Annotated in this window: 17 protein-coding genes; 6 read left to right on the top strand and 11 right to left on the bottom strand. The window is 46.9% G+C overall.

Annotation, left to right across the window (positions count from 1 at the left end; all coding sequences use genetic code 11):
• Positions 1-171: 171 nt before the first annotated feature.
• From alaS to H6626_09775, 4 genes are all read right to left on the bottom strand, one after another.
• Entirely contained in the window at positions 172-2,910 is a 2,739-nt protein-coding gene (gene alaS, locus H6626_09790; protein USN46505.1) for an alanine--tRNA ligase, read from the bottom strand.
• The gene (locus H6626_09785) at positions 2,897-3,382 is read right to left on the bottom strand and encodes a regulatory protein RecX (protein USN46504.1); all 486 of its coding nucleotides are present in this window, start codon (positions 3,380-3,382) and stop codon (positions 2,897-2,899) included. Before H6626_09785 ends, alaS begins: the two co-directional genes overlap by 14 nt.
• 7 nt (positions 3,383-3,389) lie before the next feature.
• Positions 3,390-4,622: a PilT/PilU family type 4a pilus ATPase gene (locus H6626_09780; GenBank protein ID USN48995.1), complete on the bottom strand. Its 1,233-nt coding sequence runs from the start codon at positions 4,620-4,622 to the stop codon at positions 3,390-3,392.
• Between the two features lie 252 nt (positions 4,623-4,874).
• Complete coding sequence (locus H6626_09775) at positions 4,875-5,468, bottom strand: hypothetical protein (GenBank protein ID USN46503.1); 594 nt, start codon at positions 5,466-5,468, stop codon at positions 4,875-4,877.
• Positions 5,469-5,579: 111 nt separating this feature from the next.
• On the opposite strand from H6626_09775, the gene H6626_09770 reads away from it, so the two are divergent.
• Genes H6626_09770 through recA form a run of 3 tightly spaced genes read left to right on the top strand, consistent with a single transcriptional unit; the run spans position 5,580 to position 7,701 of the window.
• Positions 5,580-6,065, top strand: coding sequence for a phosphatidylglycerophosphatase A (locus H6626_09770; GenBank protein ID USN46502.1), 486 nt, complete (start codon positions 5,580-5,582; stop codon positions 6,063-6,065).
• A gap of 12 nt (positions 6,066-6,077) precedes the next feature.
• Positions 6,078-6,569: a CinA family protein gene (locus tag H6626_09765; GenBank protein ID USN46501.1), complete on the top strand. Its 492-nt coding sequence runs from the start codon at positions 6,078-6,080 to the stop codon at positions 6,567-6,569.
• A 19-nt stretch (positions 6,570-6,588) separates the two neighbouring features.
• Positions 6,589-7,701, top strand: a complete 1,113-nt coding sequence (recA, locus tag H6626_09760) for a recombinase RecA (GenBank protein ID USN46500.1) — start codon at positions 6,589-6,591, stop codon at positions 7,699-7,701.
• Positions 7,702-7,776: 75 nt separating this feature from the next.
• Here recA and H6626_09755 read toward each other — a convergent pair whose 3' ends face one another.
• The gene (locus tag H6626_09755; protein USN46499.1) at positions 7,777-9,291 is read right to left on the bottom strand and encodes a S8 family serine peptidase; all 1,515 of its coding nucleotides are present in this window, start codon (positions 9,289-9,291) and stop codon (positions 7,777-7,779) included.
• 295 nt (positions 9,292-9,586) lie between these two features.
• Between H6626_09755 and H6626_09750 the strand changes: the two genes are divergently transcribed.
• Entirely contained in the window at positions 9,587-9,970 is a 384-nt protein-coding gene (locus H6626_09750) for a rhodanese-like domain-containing protein (protein ID USN46498.1), read from the top strand.
• 2 nt (positions 9,971-9,972) lie between these two features.
• On the opposite strand, the gene H6626_09745 is transcribed toward H6626_09750, so the two are convergent.
• Both H6626_09745 and H6626_09740 read right to left on the bottom strand, forming a co-directional pair.
• Positions 9,973-10,734: a helix-turn-helix transcriptional regulator gene (locus H6626_09745; GenBank protein USN46497.1), complete on the bottom strand. Its 762-nt coding sequence runs from the start codon at positions 10,732-10,734 to the stop codon at positions 9,973-9,975.
• A gap of 68 nt (positions 10,735-10,802) precedes the next feature.
• Positions 10,803-12,014 (bottom strand): hypothetical protein, encoded by a 1,212-nt coding sequence (locus tag H6626_09740; protein USN46496.1) that lies wholly within the window; start codon positions 12,012-12,014, stop codon positions 10,803-10,805.
• A 323-nt stretch (positions 12,015-12,337) separates the two neighbouring features.
• On the opposite strand from H6626_09740, the gene H6626_09735 reads away from it, so the two are divergent.
• Entirely contained in the window at positions 12,338-13,132 is a 795-nt protein-coding gene (locus H6626_09735) for a helix-turn-helix transcriptional regulator (GenBank protein USN46495.1), read from the top strand.
• Positions 13,116-14,426, top strand: coding sequence for a PilZ domain-containing protein (locus H6626_09730; GenBank protein USN46494.1), 1,311 nt, complete (start codon positions 13,116-13,118; stop codon positions 14,424-14,426). The genes H6626_09735 and H6626_09730 overlap by 17 nt, the downstream gene beginning before the upstream one ends.
• 31 nt (positions 14,427-14,457) lie before the next feature.
• On the opposite strand, the gene H6626_09725 is transcribed toward H6626_09730, so the two are convergent.
• From H6626_09725 to H6626_09710, 4 genes are all read right to left on the bottom strand, one after another.
• The gene (locus tag H6626_09725) at positions 14,458-14,700 is read right to left on the bottom strand and encodes a hypothetical protein (GenBank protein ID USN46493.1); all 243 of its coding nucleotides are present in this window, start codon (positions 14,698-14,700) and stop codon (positions 14,458-14,460) included.
• On the bottom strand, positions 14,663-15,019 hold the full coding sequence (locus H6626_09720) for a BrnT family toxin (protein USN46492.1): 357 nt from the start codon (positions 15,017-15,019) through the stop codon (positions 14,663-14,665). The genes H6626_09725 and H6626_09720 overlap by 38 nt, the downstream gene beginning before the upstream one ends.
• 107 nt (positions 15,020-15,126) lie before the next feature.
• Positions 15,127-16,119, bottom strand: a complete 993-nt coding sequence (locus H6626_09715) for a ThiF family adenylyltransferase (GenBank protein ID USN46491.1) — start codon at positions 16,117-16,119, stop codon at positions 15,127-15,129.
• A 15-nt stretch (positions 16,120-16,134) separates the two neighbouring features.
• Positions 16,135-17,355, bottom strand: coding sequence for an aspartate kinase (locus H6626_09710; protein ID USN46490.1), 1,221 nt, complete (start codon positions 17,353-17,355; stop codon positions 16,135-16,137).
• Positions 17,356-17,416: the final 61 nt, after the last annotated feature.

The raw sequence follows: 17,416 nt of genomic DNA, 5'->3' as shown, positions 1-17,416 counted from the left end.
AAAAAGGTTTCACGAACTGCAAGTGCCTTTACATCTGGCAGGTCACTGGTGCACTGCAAATCAGAATGGAACCGGGTACCTTCCGTAATTCTAATAACGTTGCCACATCGAAAAAAGGTTTCACAAACTGCAAGTGCCTTTACATCTGGCAGGCCATTGGTGCACTGCAAATCAGAATGGAACCGGGTACCTTCTGACCTGCAAAGTGGATCGGGCTAAATCAAAGGCCGATTGAATGTGACTTCGGTCTTTAACGGCACCTTGGGCAAAATCAGGTCTTCCGCCACCTTTTCCGCCCATTTTTTCAGCAATAGATCGAAGAAGTTGTCCAGCGCTCACTGTTTTCGTCAGGTTTTTTGAAACGCTAACAATGATGGGGTGACTGTCGTCTCCCTTGCCCACAATAACAACCACACCCGATTTAATCTTATCGCGCAACTTGTCGCTGATTTCACTGAGCAGTTGGCGATCGTCCATTTCTAGGTCGGCGAGTATGAGTTGCGCCTCGATCCCGCTAGCGTCAAAGGACTCCGCATCGGCAATGAGAGATTCTACGCTCACCTGGTTGCCTTTGAGTTTCTGCACTTCTTTTTGTAACGTTTTGATTTCAGCTCGCGTGGATTCGGCCCAATCACAAAGTGGACTGTTCTCCTCTTCAATGTATTTGCTCCAGTTTTGACTGAGGCCAACCAAGTCTTTGGTTTTTAAGGATTCATTGGCGTTTTGAAAAAGAAAACGAGCGGCCATGTCACTAGTGATGGCTTCCACTCGTCGAATTCCCGCGCTCACGCCGCTTTCGCCAACAATTTTAAAAAGTCGGATCATTGCCGTGTTATTCACGTGAGTGCCCCCACAGAGTTCAACTGAAAAAGGACCCATATCTAAAACGCGAACTTCATCGCCGTATTTTTCGCCGAAAAGGGCCAATGCTCCAGAACCAACGGCATCGTCGAAGGACATCAGTTTTGTGGTCACAGGTCTAGCCAGAGAAATTTGCTCATTCACTAGGGATTCAATTTCTTGCAACTCATCAGCATTCAGCGGTTTGTTGTGAGTGAAATCAAATCGGAGGCGACGGGACTCCACTAAAGAACCAGCCTGGGTGACGTGTTCGCCTAACGTCTTTCGTAGGGCCGCGTGCAATAAGTGGGTGGCGGAATGATTGGCCGCCGTTTGTCGCCGGGCCCGTTCGTCCACAAGCTGAGCACATTTATCATTGGAGCTGAAGTGTCCGCTTGTCACCTTCACATGAAGAAGGTGAATGTTGTTTTGCTTGGTGCAGTCTAAAACGTCGGCCACACCGCCGGGCCCCTCGATAGTTCCGGTATCTCCCACTTGCCCGCCGCTTTCTGCATAGAAGCAGGTCTTGTCAAAAACCAGTATTCCTGTTTCTCCAGTTTTCAATTGGGAAATCACTTTTTGCCCATCGGAAAGGGCCAGAATATGTCCGGTTTCTTTTACGCCATCATTGTAGCCAGTAAATTGTGTGGCGCCATTTTTAGTGAGAATATCTTGGCTGAACTTGATCAGGTGAGCCGCATCGCTAGAAATGCTTTTTGCTTTCCAGCTGGCTTTGGCCTTTTCACGGGCATCTTTCATTCGCTGCTGAAAGTTAAGTTCATCTACTGTAAAGCTCTGTTCGGCCGCCATCAGTCGAGTTAAATCCACAGGAAACCCGTAGGTGTCGTACAGGCGAAAAGCCACGTCGCCGGGTATTGTGTTTCTTCCTCGGCCAGATAACTTTTGCAGTTCATCGCGAAGAATTTGGGTTCCCTGGTCTAGGGTTGTCAGAAAGCGAGACTCTTCGTCTTTGACGGTGTTTGTGATTAATCCTTTTTGCTGAGTGAGTTCTGAATAGGGATCACTCATCGTTTTTATCACTTCCTCCACCACAGCAGGGTAAAGGCTTTTATCTTCAGAAAGATTTCGTCCGTAACGAATGGCCCTTCGCATGATTCGACGGAGCACATAGCCGCGGCCGTCGTTAGCCGGCAACACGCCATCAGCAATTAAAAAGGCCGCGGCTCGAGCGTGATCAGCCAGCACACTCATGGCCACATTGGTGGCCTCAGCCTGCCGCTTTTCTTCACCTTTGAGTTTGTCCAATTCATATTGGTATTCGTGTCCGGTAAGTTTTTCCACGGTGGCAATCAAGGGTGTAAACAAGTCTGTGTGATAGTTGTTTAACTTGCCTTGCAAAATGGTGGTCAGCCTCTCAAGGCCCATTCCTGTATCAATAGAGGGATTAGGTAAAAGGGTTTTGTTACCCTGTTCATCTTCGTTAAATTGCATGAACACCAAATTCCAAAATTCGATGTATCGATCGCCTTCGCCACCCATGACGTTTTGTTTCGGATCGCCGGGAACATTAGGGCCAAGATCGTAAAAAATTTCAGAGCAGGGTCCGCAAGGGCCCGTGTCGCCCATTCTCCAGAAATTGTCTTTTTCGCCAAAGCGGTAAATACGATCGGCGGGAACGCCTTCTTGTTTTTGCCAAATCTCAGCGGCCTCATCATCGTCTTTAAATACGGAAACATAGAGACGATCTTTAGGTAGCTGCAATTCTTTGGTGATGAACTCCCAAGCAAAGTGGATGGCTTCTTTCTTGAAATAGTCGCCAAATGAAAAATTACCCAACATTTCAAAAAAAGTATGATGTCGGGCCGTGTGGCCCACATTTTCTAAGTCATTGTGTTTACCACCAGCGCGAACACATTTTTGAGAGGTCACCGCGCGACGGAAATCTCGCGACTCCAGACCTAGAAAAACATTTTTAAACTGATTCATCCCGGCGTTAGTAAACAATAAGGTGGGGTCATCTTCAGGGATCAAACGAGAGCTGGAGATTTGACTGTGCCCTTGATTTTTGAAGTATTCGAAAAACTGATTGCGAATTTCACGACTTTTCATAGATCACTTTCTTTGTGGTTTCGTCATCAAAGCCCCTATAACTCAAATATTTATAGGCTTTTTGCTTTTCCGCATAGGACAAATTGCCCACTTTGTTGAGTTTTCTTTCAATCACTCGCAGGGCCTTTTGGCGTTCAAGGTCAAAATCTTTTTCCACCGGCGGCAAACCTTTTTCTTGAAGGTATCGGTTGATGTACAAAATACCCCGATCCTTTCTGTGCAGAGTGGCGCTGACGCGCTCTGAAAGTTCATAGGGATCAGAGAGCCAGCGGCGCTCCTCGGCCTCACTAACGGCCCAATTAATGATTTCTTGCGAATAACCCTTTTGTCGAAGCTTTGACGTGAGCTCAAGGGTGGAGTGGTCGCGGCGGGCCAAATAGTCGGCCAGTTTGTTTAAGGCATTGATTTTTTGTTGTTCGACAGAAGGAACATCTTCGGTGGGAGAATATTTAGGTGTGTCCGAATCACTCACTGTGGGTCTATCCGTTCTTTTTCTTTTTCTCTCTCCTTTTATCAAACTGTGTCAGCTCTTCCAACTCCAATTCAGTGAGGTTCTGCCAGTTTTTTTGCACACGGTGACGAAAATCCGTGTTTTCCCAGGCCTGAGTGGCTTCGCCGCGGCCCACGCCCTGGTAGCGAATCGCAAAGTTTTCAGGATTAGAAGAGAGACTTAAAGCCTCTTCATAGTCGATGATATTTTTGGCAACAAGTTCAAGCAGGTGTTTGTCGAAAGTTTGCATTCCCCAGCTGGCGCTTTCTTCAATGACGTTTTGAATTTCTTTTGTTCGAGCGGGATCACCGATGAGTTCTTGAATGCGGGGATTATTAAGTAGTATCTCCACAACGGGGATAAAGCCGGTTTTATCTTTCTTGCGACCCAGCCGCTGACTGACAACCGCTTTCAATACATTGGCAAGCTGCATGCGCACTTGCAACTGTTGGTGGGGCTCAAAGGCCGCAAGTATTCGATTCACAGTCTCTTGTGCATCGAGGGTATGAAGCGACGACAGCACAAGGTGCCCCGTCTCTGCTGCCAAAAGGGCAATTTCAATGGTTTCTCGATCACGCATTTCACCAATGAGAATAACATCAGGATCTTGTCTCAGTGCCGCTCGTAGAGATTTAGAAAAACTATTGGTATCCATTCCCAATTCTCGTTGGGTGATGATACTTCGACGGTCGCGGATTAAAAACTCAGTGGGGTCTTCAATCATGATTATGTGTTTACTTTTCGTGCGATTGATGTGGTCAATAACAGCAGCCAGAGTGGATGTTTTTCCTGACCCGGTAGCGCCGGTGAGCAAGATAAGGCCGCGTTCAAGGTTTGCAATTTTCTCAACAATGGGAGGAAGGTTTAAGTCTTGTATGGAGGTCACCTTATCAGGAATGGCACGAATCACCATTCGGATGCTGCCACGTTGTTTTAATACATTGATTCGAAAACGTCCCAGGCCAGAAATTCCATAGGCTATGTCGAGGTCTTTATCTCGGATAAACTGTTCTTTTTGGCCCTCGTCCATAAGTGAAAAGGCGATTTTTTCGAGGGCCTCGCCTGAGATGGGCAGAAATTTTGAAGACAGGGGGCGTAGATGACCATGTTTGCGCATAATCGGAATAGTGCCGGCTTTGAGGTGCACATCACTAGCTCCCTTTTGCATAGCAATTTTCAACATCTCATCAAGGCTGTAGGAGGCGGTGGTCGAAGTATCCATAAAACCTGTATCGGCAGATGAGGGAACTCCCTTAAGGTTCCAGGTCCTAAACCTGGTCACATGGTGTCATGGGAGCGACGGCCGCGGGTGGGTGGTGGAGCCAATGGCACGAGTGGCCGCATGTCGTCTTCGGATTGCGTCACTTTCGTGCCGCAACCCGGATACGCCATGCACATCGTGATGTTGGCTCCACCACCCACCCGCGGCCGTCGCTCCCATGACACCATGTGACCAGGTTTAGGACCTGGAACCTTATCGTAGCTTGGAGCCTTGGCGGATGCGCCACGATTCTTCGGGATAGTCGACTGCCATGGGGAAACCGATCGACACAGTGAAGGTGCTGTATTTGCTAGTTAGCGAGCCAACCCCCGTGAGGTCTGCCGTGTGAGACTCCACATTCACAATCAGTTTTGGACTTAAGTAATAGGCGAGTCCGATTCGAGAACCAAGTCCGCTGAGCTTCGCTGATGCAGATCCCGACGTGACTGTTGCTGAATTATAAAGATCAACGCCTAGTGAAATTCGCACTGGAATATTCCAGTCAAAGGCCAGAGCCAGGCCCACGGAGTTGAGCCAGGTGGGATCAATGGAATCTTTGCTCAATGTTAAATAAGAAAGTTTCGCATCAGCCAAGATGTACACATATTCTGTGAATGATCCCATTTTCAGGTGGAGTGATGGTGAGGTGGTACCCAGGCTCTCTGTCGAAGTGTTGGTGACATCGAGACTGCCTGTGCCACCGCCAATTCCCGGTTCAAAATAAATATTTCCCGCATGGGCGACGGATCCAAAAAGGGTGAGCACCAAGGCCACTTTTCCGGCTACGAAAAAAAGAGTTTTGTGCACATATCCCCCTTTGCACAATTACGCGCTGCTTTTGATATTATGGCGGTCCATTTCAGCCTCAACAAGAAAAAATGTGACGGATCATAACCCGGCCTTTAGTGTAGTAAAACTATGACGAAAAAAGCACTGATAGAATTCGTAGCTACATGGTTTTACCTGGGGCGCATTTCGAAGGCGCCAGGAACTGTCGGTACGCTCGGGGCATTGCCCTTTGTGTGGATGGCCGTTCAGGTGGGTTCTTTGGGGTACATGATTGTGACCTTTATTTTAACGCTGTCAGCCATCTTTGTGGCCGACCTGTATGAGGTCGAAATGGGCGTTCACGACAGCAAGCACGTGGTTATCGATGAGGTTGTGGGTTACTTTATCGCCATGACTTGGTTGCCAATGACCTGGCAATCATTCTTGGCTGCGTTTTTGCTGTTCCGTTTTTTTGATATTTTAAAGCCCTTTCCCATTGGTATTCTCGATAAAAAAGTAAAAGGCGGCTTGGGCGTGGTTGTGGATGATGTGGCCGCCGGATTGATTACAAATATTCTTCTGCAAATAGTGTTTACCAAAACCAACTGGCTGGGCTATCAATTGACCCTACAGTGAGGTGCTTAAAATATGAGCAACGATATTTCTCCTTTGGTTTTAAAAATTGCCGCGGCGCTAGAGAAACGCCATCAATCCCTGGCTCTGGCTGAGAGTTGTACAGGGGGCTTGGTGTCAACAGTGATCACTCGGCAAGCGGGTGTTTCTAGCTTTTTCAAAGGATCTGTGATCTCATACGCAAACAGCGCAAAGGCTGAATTATTGGGGGTTCCAGAGCATCTGCTAAATGTAATTGGAGCTGTGAGCGAACCGGTGGCTAAGTACATGGCGCGGGGAGTTCGCAAGCAGTTTGGCAGCGATTGGGCCGTCAGTATTACCGGAATTGCGGGACCAGGTGGCGGACAGCCGGACAAGCCGGTGGGCACTGTGTGCTTTGCCGTGGTTGGCCCCGGAATTGAAGTCTTTTGTCGCCAACAGTTTGAGAACAACGGTCGAGAATTTATTCAAAAGGCCTCGGCTGAGTTTGCTCTCGAGTATTTATGGACACAGATTCATCAGGTGTAACAATAAAGGAGAAAAAGTAATGGCCGCATCAACTAATACGCAATCAGCAAGTGAAAAAGGAAAAGCCTTAGAGTTGGCTGTCGCTGCTATTGAAAAGCAGTTTGGCAAAGGCTCAATCATGAAGCTCGGAGGTGGCGAAAGCCTCTATGATAATGTACCAGTCATCAGTACCGGTGCATTGAGTTTAGATTTGGCCTTGGGGATAGGTGGTCTTCCCAAGGGGCGAATTGTGGAAATTTATGGACCGGAGAGTTCAGGAAAAACCACATTGGCGTTATCCACAATTGCACAGGCTCAAAAAAAAGGTGGCACAGTGGCGTTCGTAGACGCTGAACATGCCCTGGATGTGAGCTACGCACGCAAATTAGGTGTAAACATTGAAGACATGTTGGTCTCTCAGCCGGACACGGGTGAGCAGGCCTTAGAAATTGTTGAAACTCTTGTTCGCTCAGGGGCCATTGATGTGTTGGTGGTAGACTCTGTGGCCGCATTGACGCCAAGAGCAGAAATTGAAGGTGATATGGGCGATAGCCATATGGGATTACAAGCTCGCTTGATGTCTCAAGCCTTGCGTAAACTCACAGGTGCCATTAATCGCAGCAACTGCTTAGTGATCTTTATTAACCAGATTCGTATGAAGATCGGCGTGATGTTTGGTAACCCTGAAACAACAACTGGCGGAAATGCACTTAAATTCTATTCCAGTGTTCGTCTTGATGTGCGACGAATTGGCGCTATTAAAAGGGGAGAAGATATCATCGGCAACCGCACGGCAGTGAAAGTGGTTAAAAACAAAATGGCACCTCCCTTTGCTAAGGTTGAATTTGATCTTATGTATGGAGAGGGTATTTCGTTAGAGGGTGATGTTCTCGATCTTGCAGTGAAAGATGATCTGATTGAAAAGTCAGGTGCTTGGTACAGCAAAGATGGCGAGCGTATAGGTCAAGGGCGTGACAACGCTAAGCAATTTTTGAAAGAGCATCCAGAGATGACTGAAGAGCTACGAACTAAAATTTTTGAAACTCGAGGAGTTGGTTCGAAAAAGGCAGAGCCCGTTCGAGTTGAGGCTGATAGTGAAGAAGCAAAAGAGGCCCTTGAGAAGATAGCAACGAAAAAAACAAAAAAGCATTAAAAGATAATTGGTTAAGAAAATAAAAAAAGCCTGACATCTCTGTCAGGCTTTTTTTTGTTTAACTGATCATGAAGATTATTTTTGGCAGAAAGGTGCTTCCGGCATAATTCCGCAAAGAATTTCACACATCTGTGGATCATCAATGGGGCAATCAGTAGGAAGTCCTGGCAGTCCGCCACCGTCGTCACCGCCGCCCGAAGAAGCCGTGGCTACACGAATACCGATCGACTGAAGTTTTTGTCCAGCACTGTTGGTGGCCGTGATTGTGACGTCGCCGTCTTTTTTCGCAGTGAAAGCTCCGCTCTCGCTGATATCTGCAATCTCTGGGTTCGAGCTAGAGAAAGTAAAGCCATCCCCATTTTTCACGTGAAAATCCGTTGTGGCATTAGGAGCGAAAGTCTGCGCCGTGGGTACCATAAATGGTTTACCTGTGGTCAAAGTTTCCATAGCTTGGCCGGCGTCGATACGGCAATCGCATGCCGTTTCAATGCTGACCTTAGCGCCCGTTTGTTGCATCAGGGCGCGGACATCAGCACCCGTGAGGCTGGGATCTTGAGCAAGCAGAAGTGCCACTAAGCCTGAAACCAAGGGTGTCGCCATTGAGGTGCCCGACAAGTTTCCATAGCGATTGCTAGGCAGCGTGCTCATGATGTTTAAGCCTGGAGCTGCAATGGACACATTGGCGCGACCATAGTTAGACCAGTTGGGTCTTTCATCGCTTGGGCCACTGGCGGCCACAGCAATTGTATTAGCAAACTGCGCATTTGCAGGATACATACTGACGCGGTCATTGTTTTTACCATCGTTGGCCGCAGCAGCCACAAAAATAACGCCAGCATCGCTAGCCCGTTGAACAGCCTCGATGAGTGGTTGGGCTTGAGAGGCCGGTACAGCAGCGCCCCAGCTTGCAGAAATCACTTGGGCTTTCTTTTCGATAGCGAAGTCAATGGCACGAATTCCTGCCATAAGATCACCGCTGCCATCAGCACCTAAAAACCGAAGAGGCATAATTGATACCGTTGGGCTTATGCCGATGATTCCGCCATCAACCACTCCGTTGGCGCCGATGATGCCCGCACAGTGAGTGCCGTGTCCGGGGTTTTGACCGCTAGTTTCGTCCATAGGATCAGCATCATTATTACGAAAATCGTAACCATCTACGGCATTGTTACTGAGAGACTCATGGTTGTAGTCAACACCCGTATCAATGACTGCCACCGTGATTTGACGATTGCCTTTGTTGCCGGCCAAGCGCCAAGCTTTCTCAGCATTGATTTTAGTGATCGCCCACTGTTCTTTAAGCTTGGCGGGTGATACCGGGGCCCGAAAAGCTTGCAGTTGAAAATTTTCAACCACATATTCGACATTGGGGTTTTTTAAAAGATTGGCGATAATGTGGGGGGTCGCCTCTTTTGAAGAAATCTTCACCCGAGTTAAGCGGGCTTCGGGATAGCTATCAGTCACTGTAAGGCTTTGATAGGCTGAAAAGTTAAGTTGGCTATTGGTTTTGTTTTTTATGATATATTCACCGCCGAAGGTCTGTGTGGAAAACAGCCAAAGAGCGGCAACAATAAATAACTTCCGTGTCATATTATTCCCCTTAAGTTTAACCCTAGTAGTTAAGAGCTACGAGCCTCACCGAGCCAAACTCTATTTACAAGCCTGCCGGTGTTTAAGGGCCCCCTAACTAACCCCTAAAAATCGACTTAGCCTTCCATGAACTTAAGTCGGTAAGAAGCGCACCCCTTAACAAATTCAAATTATTTCCTCACTTTTAGTCGAGTATGGCAAACGCTTTGACGGGTACATAGGTCTAGTCTTGTGGTCTAAAGAAATTTGGGGTAGTAATACTGGACCATAGTCGCGACAAACAACGAGGTGAGTCATGAAAAAACTAGTGAAATTCCTATTAGCATCTTTGGCATTTACGGGTATGGCCTTTGCCAATCAAAAGTCGGGGAAGTTGCCTGATTACGACACCAAGCTGGCCCATGAGTTGGTGAACGACAAAGGAGCACTGCTTTTAGATGTACGAACGCAAGCTGAATACAACCAAGAGCATTTGCCCAAGGCCCAGCGGATTGAAGTGTCTGAGTTGGCGAACAAAATTGACGAAGTCAAAAAGTTAACAAAAGGTAAAATGGATCATCCCATAGTGGTTTATTGCCGTTCGGGAGCTCGCTCTGGAAGCGCAAAGAAGATTTTAGAGAAGGCCGGCTTCACGCAAGTAAGTAATCTAGGTAGTTACAAAAATTGGTATAAAAAATAAATCTACTTCTCGGGGCGGAATTGCGAAGGTCGGGCGTGAAACAAACGCCGAAACTGTTTGTGAAACCGCCCTTGATCCGAAAAGCCGGAGGCAAAGCCTGCACTAGCTACTTGCGGGGATTTGCTTAACAACAAAAACTGGGCATCAAACAATCGCAGCTTTGTGCGATACTCATTAATAGATAATCCATAGCTAGCTTTAAAAGTTCGCGATAAAAACGAATGGGAGTACCCCAACTTTTTAGCAATTTCAGCAATGGACAAGCGCTTGTGGTAATTTTCATCTATAAAAATTTTCATTTTCTGAGCCACCACAGAAACTGATTGCTGTTGGCGAATAAAAATTCTTTCAGATTTTGATCGAACCAATTGAATAGCCTCTTCGGTGCTCTCAGGAATCAGGCCGGTCTCATGGATGGCAATGAAAGGCACCTTCGGAACATCGCTGGGCAAATCGGAAAGTCCAATTAGGGCTGTAAACTCGAAAAGTCCCGGCGATACGTCCCAATTTATAATGCTGAAGGGTGGGATAAACACCATATGGGGGCCCACAATCGCAAACGGGCCATCTTCGGTAGAAACAGAGAGTTGCCCAGGGTCAGGGCTTCCTATGGCGATACTCCACAGTCCAGGTAAAACGTCGATCTCCGTGATGCTCGAAGGAAAACGGTGAATGCGGTCAAACCGAATGAGTGATGAATCAAGAAAAGAAAACTTTGAAACGTAGTTTTCAGCTTTCACAGTCAGTGAAGTTTCGCTAGACATCCATCCCCCCGAAAAAAAGCATATCCGGGGGATTAGATTGGTGCAATGAGATACTCGAAGTTCCTAACCTACGATGCGGAGCGGGACTTATTCTGATGGCGGGCTACGCTTTTGGCGATTTGCTCAGACCAGTGCTCCCATTCATAGGAGCTAGTTATTCTAAGCCCCATTTCGTACTGACCGCGTAGCCAAATTCCACTGACGGAAACACTGAAACGGCCTCTGTCGGGGTGGGTAAGTACAAGTAGACCCTTTTCAAATGGCCCAAGCGGATGTTTGCTGACCACTCGTGCCCCTTTTTGTGAAACATTGATCACACGAACCGGAAGAATTTGGTCCCCAATAGACAGCATGGCGGGCAAAAATACTGGGCTTCGATATTTCTCTATTCTCCGATGAGTGTCTGATGCCTCCTGCAAAGTTCTCTGTGTGTTTATCATTGAAGTTGGATAGGAGTTCTCAAGAACCTGTCGTTCACCCAATGAGAGCACATTGGCGGTGTTGGATTTTTTTTGAAATAAGTTTTCAAAAAGCTGAGACTCCATAATCGAAAACGGTATGATACTCACATCTGGTTTTTTAAAAACAGAGTCAAAATTCTCGTTAAAATAAAAGTCTAAAATGTTTTTGCTTTTTGGTTTGCCAGCATAGATTTTATGAAAGTTTTCTTTTAATTTGCCAAGATCCAGACGTTGGGAAAAGCCGGCTGCTCCCTTAACGTGGTCGCAAGAAAAAACCTCTTCTGATAGGGGCTCAAAACAAAGCAATCCTTCGTAAAAATCCCGAGCGTTCGGATGAGTGACTATAACCCATGAGTCAATGCCGAGATTTTGTATGGCATGATCTAAAGTAAACCGCGTTAAATACATAAAAAGGCCGTGGTTGTGCCGCCAATCTCTGTCTACGGCAAGAGACGAGATCTCAGAAATGATTTCTCCACACTCCCGGAGCTGTTGAATAGACGTGTAGTCTTCAATGGGCAAACCCAATGCGCTATCGATGATGTGGGTCAAGGTGGCAACCACCTGGCCCTTGAGGGTTGCAATCACCACCTGTGTGGTGGGAAGCAGATGATACTTCGTAGTTCTTATTTCTAGGTCCATTTGGGAGAGGCCAAGGTCAGCGTAACTGACTTGAAGAAGCTTAAATGCTGACTCGTATTCATCTGCTGTTTCAGCAAATTTAATAGTTAAACCCTCTGGCGGGGAGGGTGGCAGTTGCAGCAGCTCCCGGTAAAGGCGATGTCGCAGCTGTTTGGGAGACCTTGCCAACAAAGCCAAGGCGGACTTCCTAATAAATCGTTTTGCATTCATGTTTAATGTTTCGGACCAAGGTCTGGTTTGCCTTTGGCGTTTTTTGAACTCATTTTTTCGCTGACGCGGGGTTTCGATCCTGCGGATTTTTTCTTAAGGTCTCCACTGAACTTGTCTAGGTGATTGACACTTTTGAGAAACTAAAAACCTTTTCAACTGCTAATATTGAGCAAACTGTCTATATGCGTGACGGGCAAAAATTATTTTCGATATTTTCTAGGTCTAGGTCAAAAAATGACATGTCCTTTTTTGCAAGCAAAGCTAACCTTAAGTCTTGAGGGGGATAAGTGGTGACAGAGAAATCTCGAGTTACAGCCAATAGCTATACGTCTGACTTTAGTGTGATAGAGCCAGGATTGTTATTTTTTGAAAGAGAACATCTTCGCAAGAAACCGAGTCGAGAAATAGATGTATTTGCTAACACATGGTCGTTGGGTATTGCCAATGTACAGCCCAATGCCCTTGCCGTGCATCGGCGAGGATCGATCATTAGAAAAAGCGGCTGGTGGGCTACATTTATTCCGCCGTTTAGCATTATCGACTGGGAACTGGAGCCAGGGTTTTTGTGCTGGAAGGGTTACTTGTCCACTTTGCCACTGCCATTAGATTTACCGGAGCAGGCCATCGCTTTTCCTCTTCGAGGTGATACTTTGCCCCCGTCGGCCAATTCCATATATGAATTGGTCCGCCACGCAAGTGAGGCCTTTGCCATCAACAAAGAAGAGCAAGTCTCTTCTGTGGCGCGAAAGGCAAAAACGATGATTGATGACACATTCAGTGATCATGAGGTCACAGTGTTGGATGTGGCCAATCTCTTAGAAGTGTCTCATTCCTTTTTAGCCCGAACCTTCAGAAGGGCTTTTGGGTTAACGCCCGTGAGCTACAGAAATAAGCTACGGGTTTTTGAGGCCATGCGGTTACTGTTAGAGTCTGGCTCTACCGTGACCGAGGTCAGCCACGAGGTGGGCTTTGGAGATATGGCGAGATTTTCAAAGCAGTTTAGATCTCAGATGAATGCGAAGCCGTCGGCTTTTTCAATCGACATGGCAATCAACGGTCGGAGTGAAGATGAAAAAGTCAGCTAAGCGTATATTGAAGAAGGCCCGCAATTTTGCACTCCACAAGTTGCCGAAAAATACAAGGCACAACCTGATTCGATCACAACTGAATCTCAACTATGATCTGCCAGAAGATCTTGTGTTTAAAATAGCTGAAACGGAAGAAGAGCTCGAGGGTGCCTTTCGCCTTCTTCATGATACTTATGTAGACATGGGCTTTATGCAGCCAGATAAAAGCCAAATGCGGGTGACGTTCTACCATATGTTACCCAACACCACGACGCTTGTTGGTTTATACAGAGGTGAAGTTGTGGCCACTGTGTCGATCATTCGCGACAATCCCGACGGGTTACCTTTGGAAACAGATTTTGATATTCGCCCCCTTCGAGAGACGGGTTCTGTGGTGGCTGAAATCAGTTCTCTCGCGGTCAGAAAAGACTTTCAGATGAGTAAGGGGTTGGTGCTGTTTCCGCTGCTCAAGTTTTTGTGGATTTATTGTCGCCACTATTTCGCAATTGATCAAATTGTAATGGCAACAAACCCTTTTCACAGCGATTTATTCGAAGCTCTTATTTTGTTTACGCCTCTCTCAGATAAGGTGGTTGAAAACTACGGGTTTGCCAATGGAGCTAAAGCTGTGGCGAAGGTCCTTGACCTGCGATTGGCGCCCATGCGGTATGCCGCCAAATATGCAGATGAAGAGGCTTCAAAAAATCTCTATAAATTTATGGTCACTCCAGAGATGGGGGGAGTGAGTTTTGACAATATCAGGCTACCTCGACGCTGGGACAGTCGCATCTTTGATAGCGTGATCACGCCTGAAATTTTGAAAAATCTATTTGTGAAAAAAACAAAGCTCTTTCAAAATTTATCTTGGATTCAAAAGCGCCTCCTTCTTTCGCATTATGGACATCCTTCTTTTATAGATGCAGTGCCTGAGCTTCGACAGATTGCCGAAGAGTTTAATGTATTAGAAACGCAAATCTATCGAAGAAGATTTGCGGTTCGATGTATCGCTCAAGCCAACCTGCCCTTCGCAGATGAGGCTCTTCGCATGGATGTGTTTGATGTATCCTCTGGTGGGCTATTGGTTAAGTCCAGCGGGGCACTTGAAGAGGGACGAGTTTATCAATTAAAAGTGGTCGTATCTGAGTTTTCCATAAGCACGATGACAGCCAAGGTGGTCTGGCAAGATCGGTCAGGCAGCTATGGTCTACAGGTCATCCGCGCCAGTAAGGAATGGGATCAATTCATTCAACATTTAGATATCAACGGTGCGCAGATCCCTGCGCCGCCAAACCACCTAAAACTCATTGCCTAAATCAAGCTGACTGATGGGGCGGCATGTGTTTCTAGCCGGCCTTTTTAAAGCGCTCCAGGCCATCTAAAATGAAAACTCGAATTAATACTTGATAGGGGAGGCCTTGTTTTTCAGCGATTTTTTTTAGCTCTAGAATTGTAGTTTCATCAAGGGCCACGCTAGTTGGCTTCTTTTTTGAATTCTTAAAACGCTTCATCGCGGCTAAAATTTTATCAGCATCCAACTGAAAGGATTCATCATACTCCTTTTTGGATTTTGCGTAGGATTTCTTCATATTGATTCCTTTCTTTTTTGTGAGCGGGACGAGCGCTAATGACTCGAACCCTTCCTTCTCGCATGGTAAATGCGACTTGCAAAATTTTCCCGTTCAAAGTCGGGCCGACCAGTCCCAGCCGTTGTTCGCTAACCACGGGTGATATTTGAATGCCTAGTGGAAGAGCCAGTCCTGAGCGAAATACGGACTCAACTTCATCAATGGATATGTTATGCTTGGTCTTATTTTTTGATCGATTTCCGCTGTCCCACTCAAATTCAAAATAGGAGGTTTCCAATATCCAATACAATAGCCAATCAACAAAGTCCCATCGAGCCATGCTTTTTTATATCACACTATTTTGATAGTGTCAACATAGTGCCATTTGTCGTGGCGAGTACAAAGGTTTTAAATTGGTTGTGGCTTTGCGGCTTGAGTGAGATGAATTCATCTCACTTCTGGTTCTTTTGACTCAATAAAGGCGCGCCACTCGCGTTTGGCCAGTGCCAGGCGAACTCTCTGTAGGGGACCTCGGTTTCCAAAGAGCAAGCGGACTCTTCTTACTCTTTGAGACGTAATGTCATATTGAAAAGACCACGGCGCAGGCAGCACTTCGTGGGTGTTCAGCAGAATAGCAGAGACCATCTCGCCAATGTGGCCAGCGGCGACTTTAGTTGCAGTCGCATAAGCCGGCGCCTGTTGTCGATGGTAGTCGACGTAGTCTTTGATAATTTGTCCCTTGTGTAAATACTTTGGGGCCAAACCCACTAAAAAATGAATAAGGTGTTCTTGTTCGGGAGTTTGATCATTGACATCGAAGTAGTCATCATAGGTCATTCCGCCGGGTTTAAAAGACAGTCCCGCCACCGTTCGGCCCAAGGGACCCACTGTAACCACAGGTATGCCCAGCTCCATGGCCCGGTTAAATACAAGCCGGCGAGTGGCCATGTTAAACACGTCCATACCATCGACGACCAGGTCTACATCAGATAAGAACTCGTCGATGTTATTGGCATTAATGCCTTCGGGCATGGTTTTAACTTTGGTAAAAGCATTGCGAGCCTTGACGTCTTCTTCTCCCACATCCACTTTGAGGCGGCCGATGGTTTTGTCGTTAGCCGCTGATTGTTTATTTTTGTTATGTCGCTCAAAATGGTCAGGGTCTGCGAGCACAAAACCACCCACACCCATCTCACTCAAAGTTTCTAGGGCTTCACCACCGATTCCGCCCACGCCGGCAATGGCAATTCTCTTGCGGCTGAGATCAAGCTGTTGTTGGGGTGTTACGATGCCGAGGTTTCTTGAAAAATCAGCGAGATAGCTCTGCACTTCTTCGGCCTCAGTGAGGTGTAGACGGCATTCGCTGTCGGTGACAGACCAGGATCCGGTGGAGTAGATCAGCGTCAATGCAGAAACAAATAGCGAAATATACACGTTCATAAACATCTCCGAGGATTAGTTTCCGTTTTCAGAGTTATCAATCAGCTTATGGATGAGTTGCACCGCTCGCTCTTGATGTTCCACCGGAACAAAACAACTGATACTCATCGAACTTAAGGTCATTTTTTTCACGCCAATTTCATGATTTGCCAAAAGTTGTACAATTTTATCGGATAGTTGTGAGGACGTAGATCCGTAGCAAGTGGCCGTTACCGAGCAGAGGGATTCGTTGATACATGAAATATTTTTTACACCGGTTACGAGTTCTCGAATAGACGATAAAGTTTCAGGTGGTGCCGTCACCATAACTCGGGCCTTTGAGGGCTCTGCCGCAGAGGCCAGTATTTGCGGGTGAGGAAGCTGATGTTTGTTGAGAAAGTTTGACCATTCATTGAGCGCTGAATTCATTGAGTCCGACTGAATTTCAAATGTTTCCACCACAGAATGGGAATTCACAGACAAAATTCGACCCGATTCGTACATATCTTCATCTCCAGCAGCATTTAGTGTGAGGTGGGTTCCACCATTTTCATCGTGTATGTTGCCCACAAAAAGGGGAACCTTCAAAGCCTGGGCCAATTCCACCGAACGATAATGCAATATCTTTGCCCCCCAAAAACTCATCTCAGCGGCTACCTGGGCGGGAAGGCTTAAATAAGTTGTAGGATTTACTACATAGCGTGGATCAGCTGAACAGATTCCAGGCACATTCTTAATAATTTCACACCGTGGGGATTGAAAGTGAGCAGCTAGGGCTACCGCCGTAGTGTCAGAGCCCCCTCGCCCTAGAGTTGTGATTTCTTTGGTCTCTGGATTAACCCCTTGAAACCCCGCAATCACCACCACCTTGCCTTCCTGCAGGGCGGACTCCACACGAACGGGTCTTATGTCCACAATATGCGCATCACTATGGGAAGAATTGGTAAATACGCCGGCCTGACTTCCTGTGAAGCTGATAGCAGGGCACCCCAGTTCGTGAAGGGCCATGCTCATTAGAGCCATGCTGACTCTCTCGCCTGTAGACAATAACATATCTAGCTCGCGGCGATTGGGGGCAGACGATACGCTGTGAGCTAAATCAACGAGTTGATCGGTGGTTTTTCCCATCGCGCTTACAACAAGTACGACGGAATGGCCCTGTTTACGAAGGTCCGCCGTGGCTTTAGCCACTTCGACGATTTGTTCAGGGCGAGAAAGGCCGGCTCCCCCGTATTTTCGCACGATCACCTGTTTCATAGGCCCTAGTTCTAAGGGGCAACAGAGGTTTTGTGAAGGCCTTTGTGTATTTGTTCTGAAG

The organism is Pseudobdellovibrionaceae bacterium (assembly GCA_023898385.1).
GTDB lineage: Bacteria > Bdellovibrionota > Bdellovibrionia > Bdellovibrionales > UBA1609.
The sequence above is the reverse complement of the archived record's forward strand: the minus strand, read 5'-3'. Positions and strand labels throughout refer to the sequence as shown.

What these genes read in the sequence shown, in the direction of transcription:
- alaS (USN46505.1), bottom strand. Translation starts at nt 2,910, where the DNA reads ATGAAAAGTCGTGAAATTCGCAATCAGTTTTTCGAATACTTCAAAAAT.
- H6626_09780 (USN48995.1), bottom strand. Translation starts at nt 4,622, where the DNA reads ATGGATACTTCGACCACCGCCTCCTACAGCCTTGATGAGATGTTGAAA.
- H6626_09770 (USN46502.1), top strand. Translation starts at nt 5,580, where the DNA reads ATGACGAAAAAAGCACTGATAGAATTCGTAGCTACATGGTTTTACCTG.
- H6626_09765 (USN46501.1), top strand. Translation starts at nt 6,078, where the DNA reads ATGAGCAACGATATTTCTCCTTTGGTTTTAAAAATTGCCGCGGCGCTA.
- recA (USN46500.1), top strand. Translation starts at nt 6,589, where the DNA reads ATGGCCGCATCAACTAATACGCAATCAGCAAGTGAAAAAGGAAAAGCC.
- H6626_09755 (USN46499.1), bottom strand. Translation starts at nt 9,291, where the DNA reads ATGACACGGAAGTTATTTATTGTTGCCGCTCTTTGGCTGTTTTCCACA.
- H6626_09750 (USN46498.1), top strand. Translation starts at nt 9,587, where the DNA reads ATGAAAAAACTAGTGAAATTCCTATTAGCATCTTTGGCATTTACGGGT.
- H6626_09745 (USN46497.1), bottom strand. Translation starts at nt 10,734, where the DNA reads ATGTCTAGCGAAACTTCACTGACTGTGAAAGCTGAAAACTACGTTTCA.
- H6626_09730 (USN46494.1), top strand. Translation starts at nt 13,116, where the DNA reads ATGAAAAAGTCAGCTAAGCGTATATTGAAGAAGGCCCGCAATTTTGCA.
- H6626_09725 (USN46493.1), bottom strand. Translation starts at nt 14,700, where the DNA reads ATGAAGAAATCCTACGCAAAATCCAAAAAGGAGTATGATGAATCCTTT.
- H6626_09720 (USN46492.1), bottom strand. Translation starts at nt 15,019, where the DNA reads ATGGCTCGATGGGACTTTGTTGATTGGCTATTGTATTGGATATTGGAA.
- H6626_09715 (USN46491.1), bottom strand. Translation starts at nt 16,119, where the DNA reads ATGAACGTGTATATTTCGCTATTTGTTTCTGCATTGACGCTGATCTAC.
- H6626_09710 (USN46490.1), bottom strand. Translation starts at nt 17,355, where the DNA reads ATGAAACAGGTGATCGTGCGAAAATACGGGGGAGCCGGCCTTTCTCGC.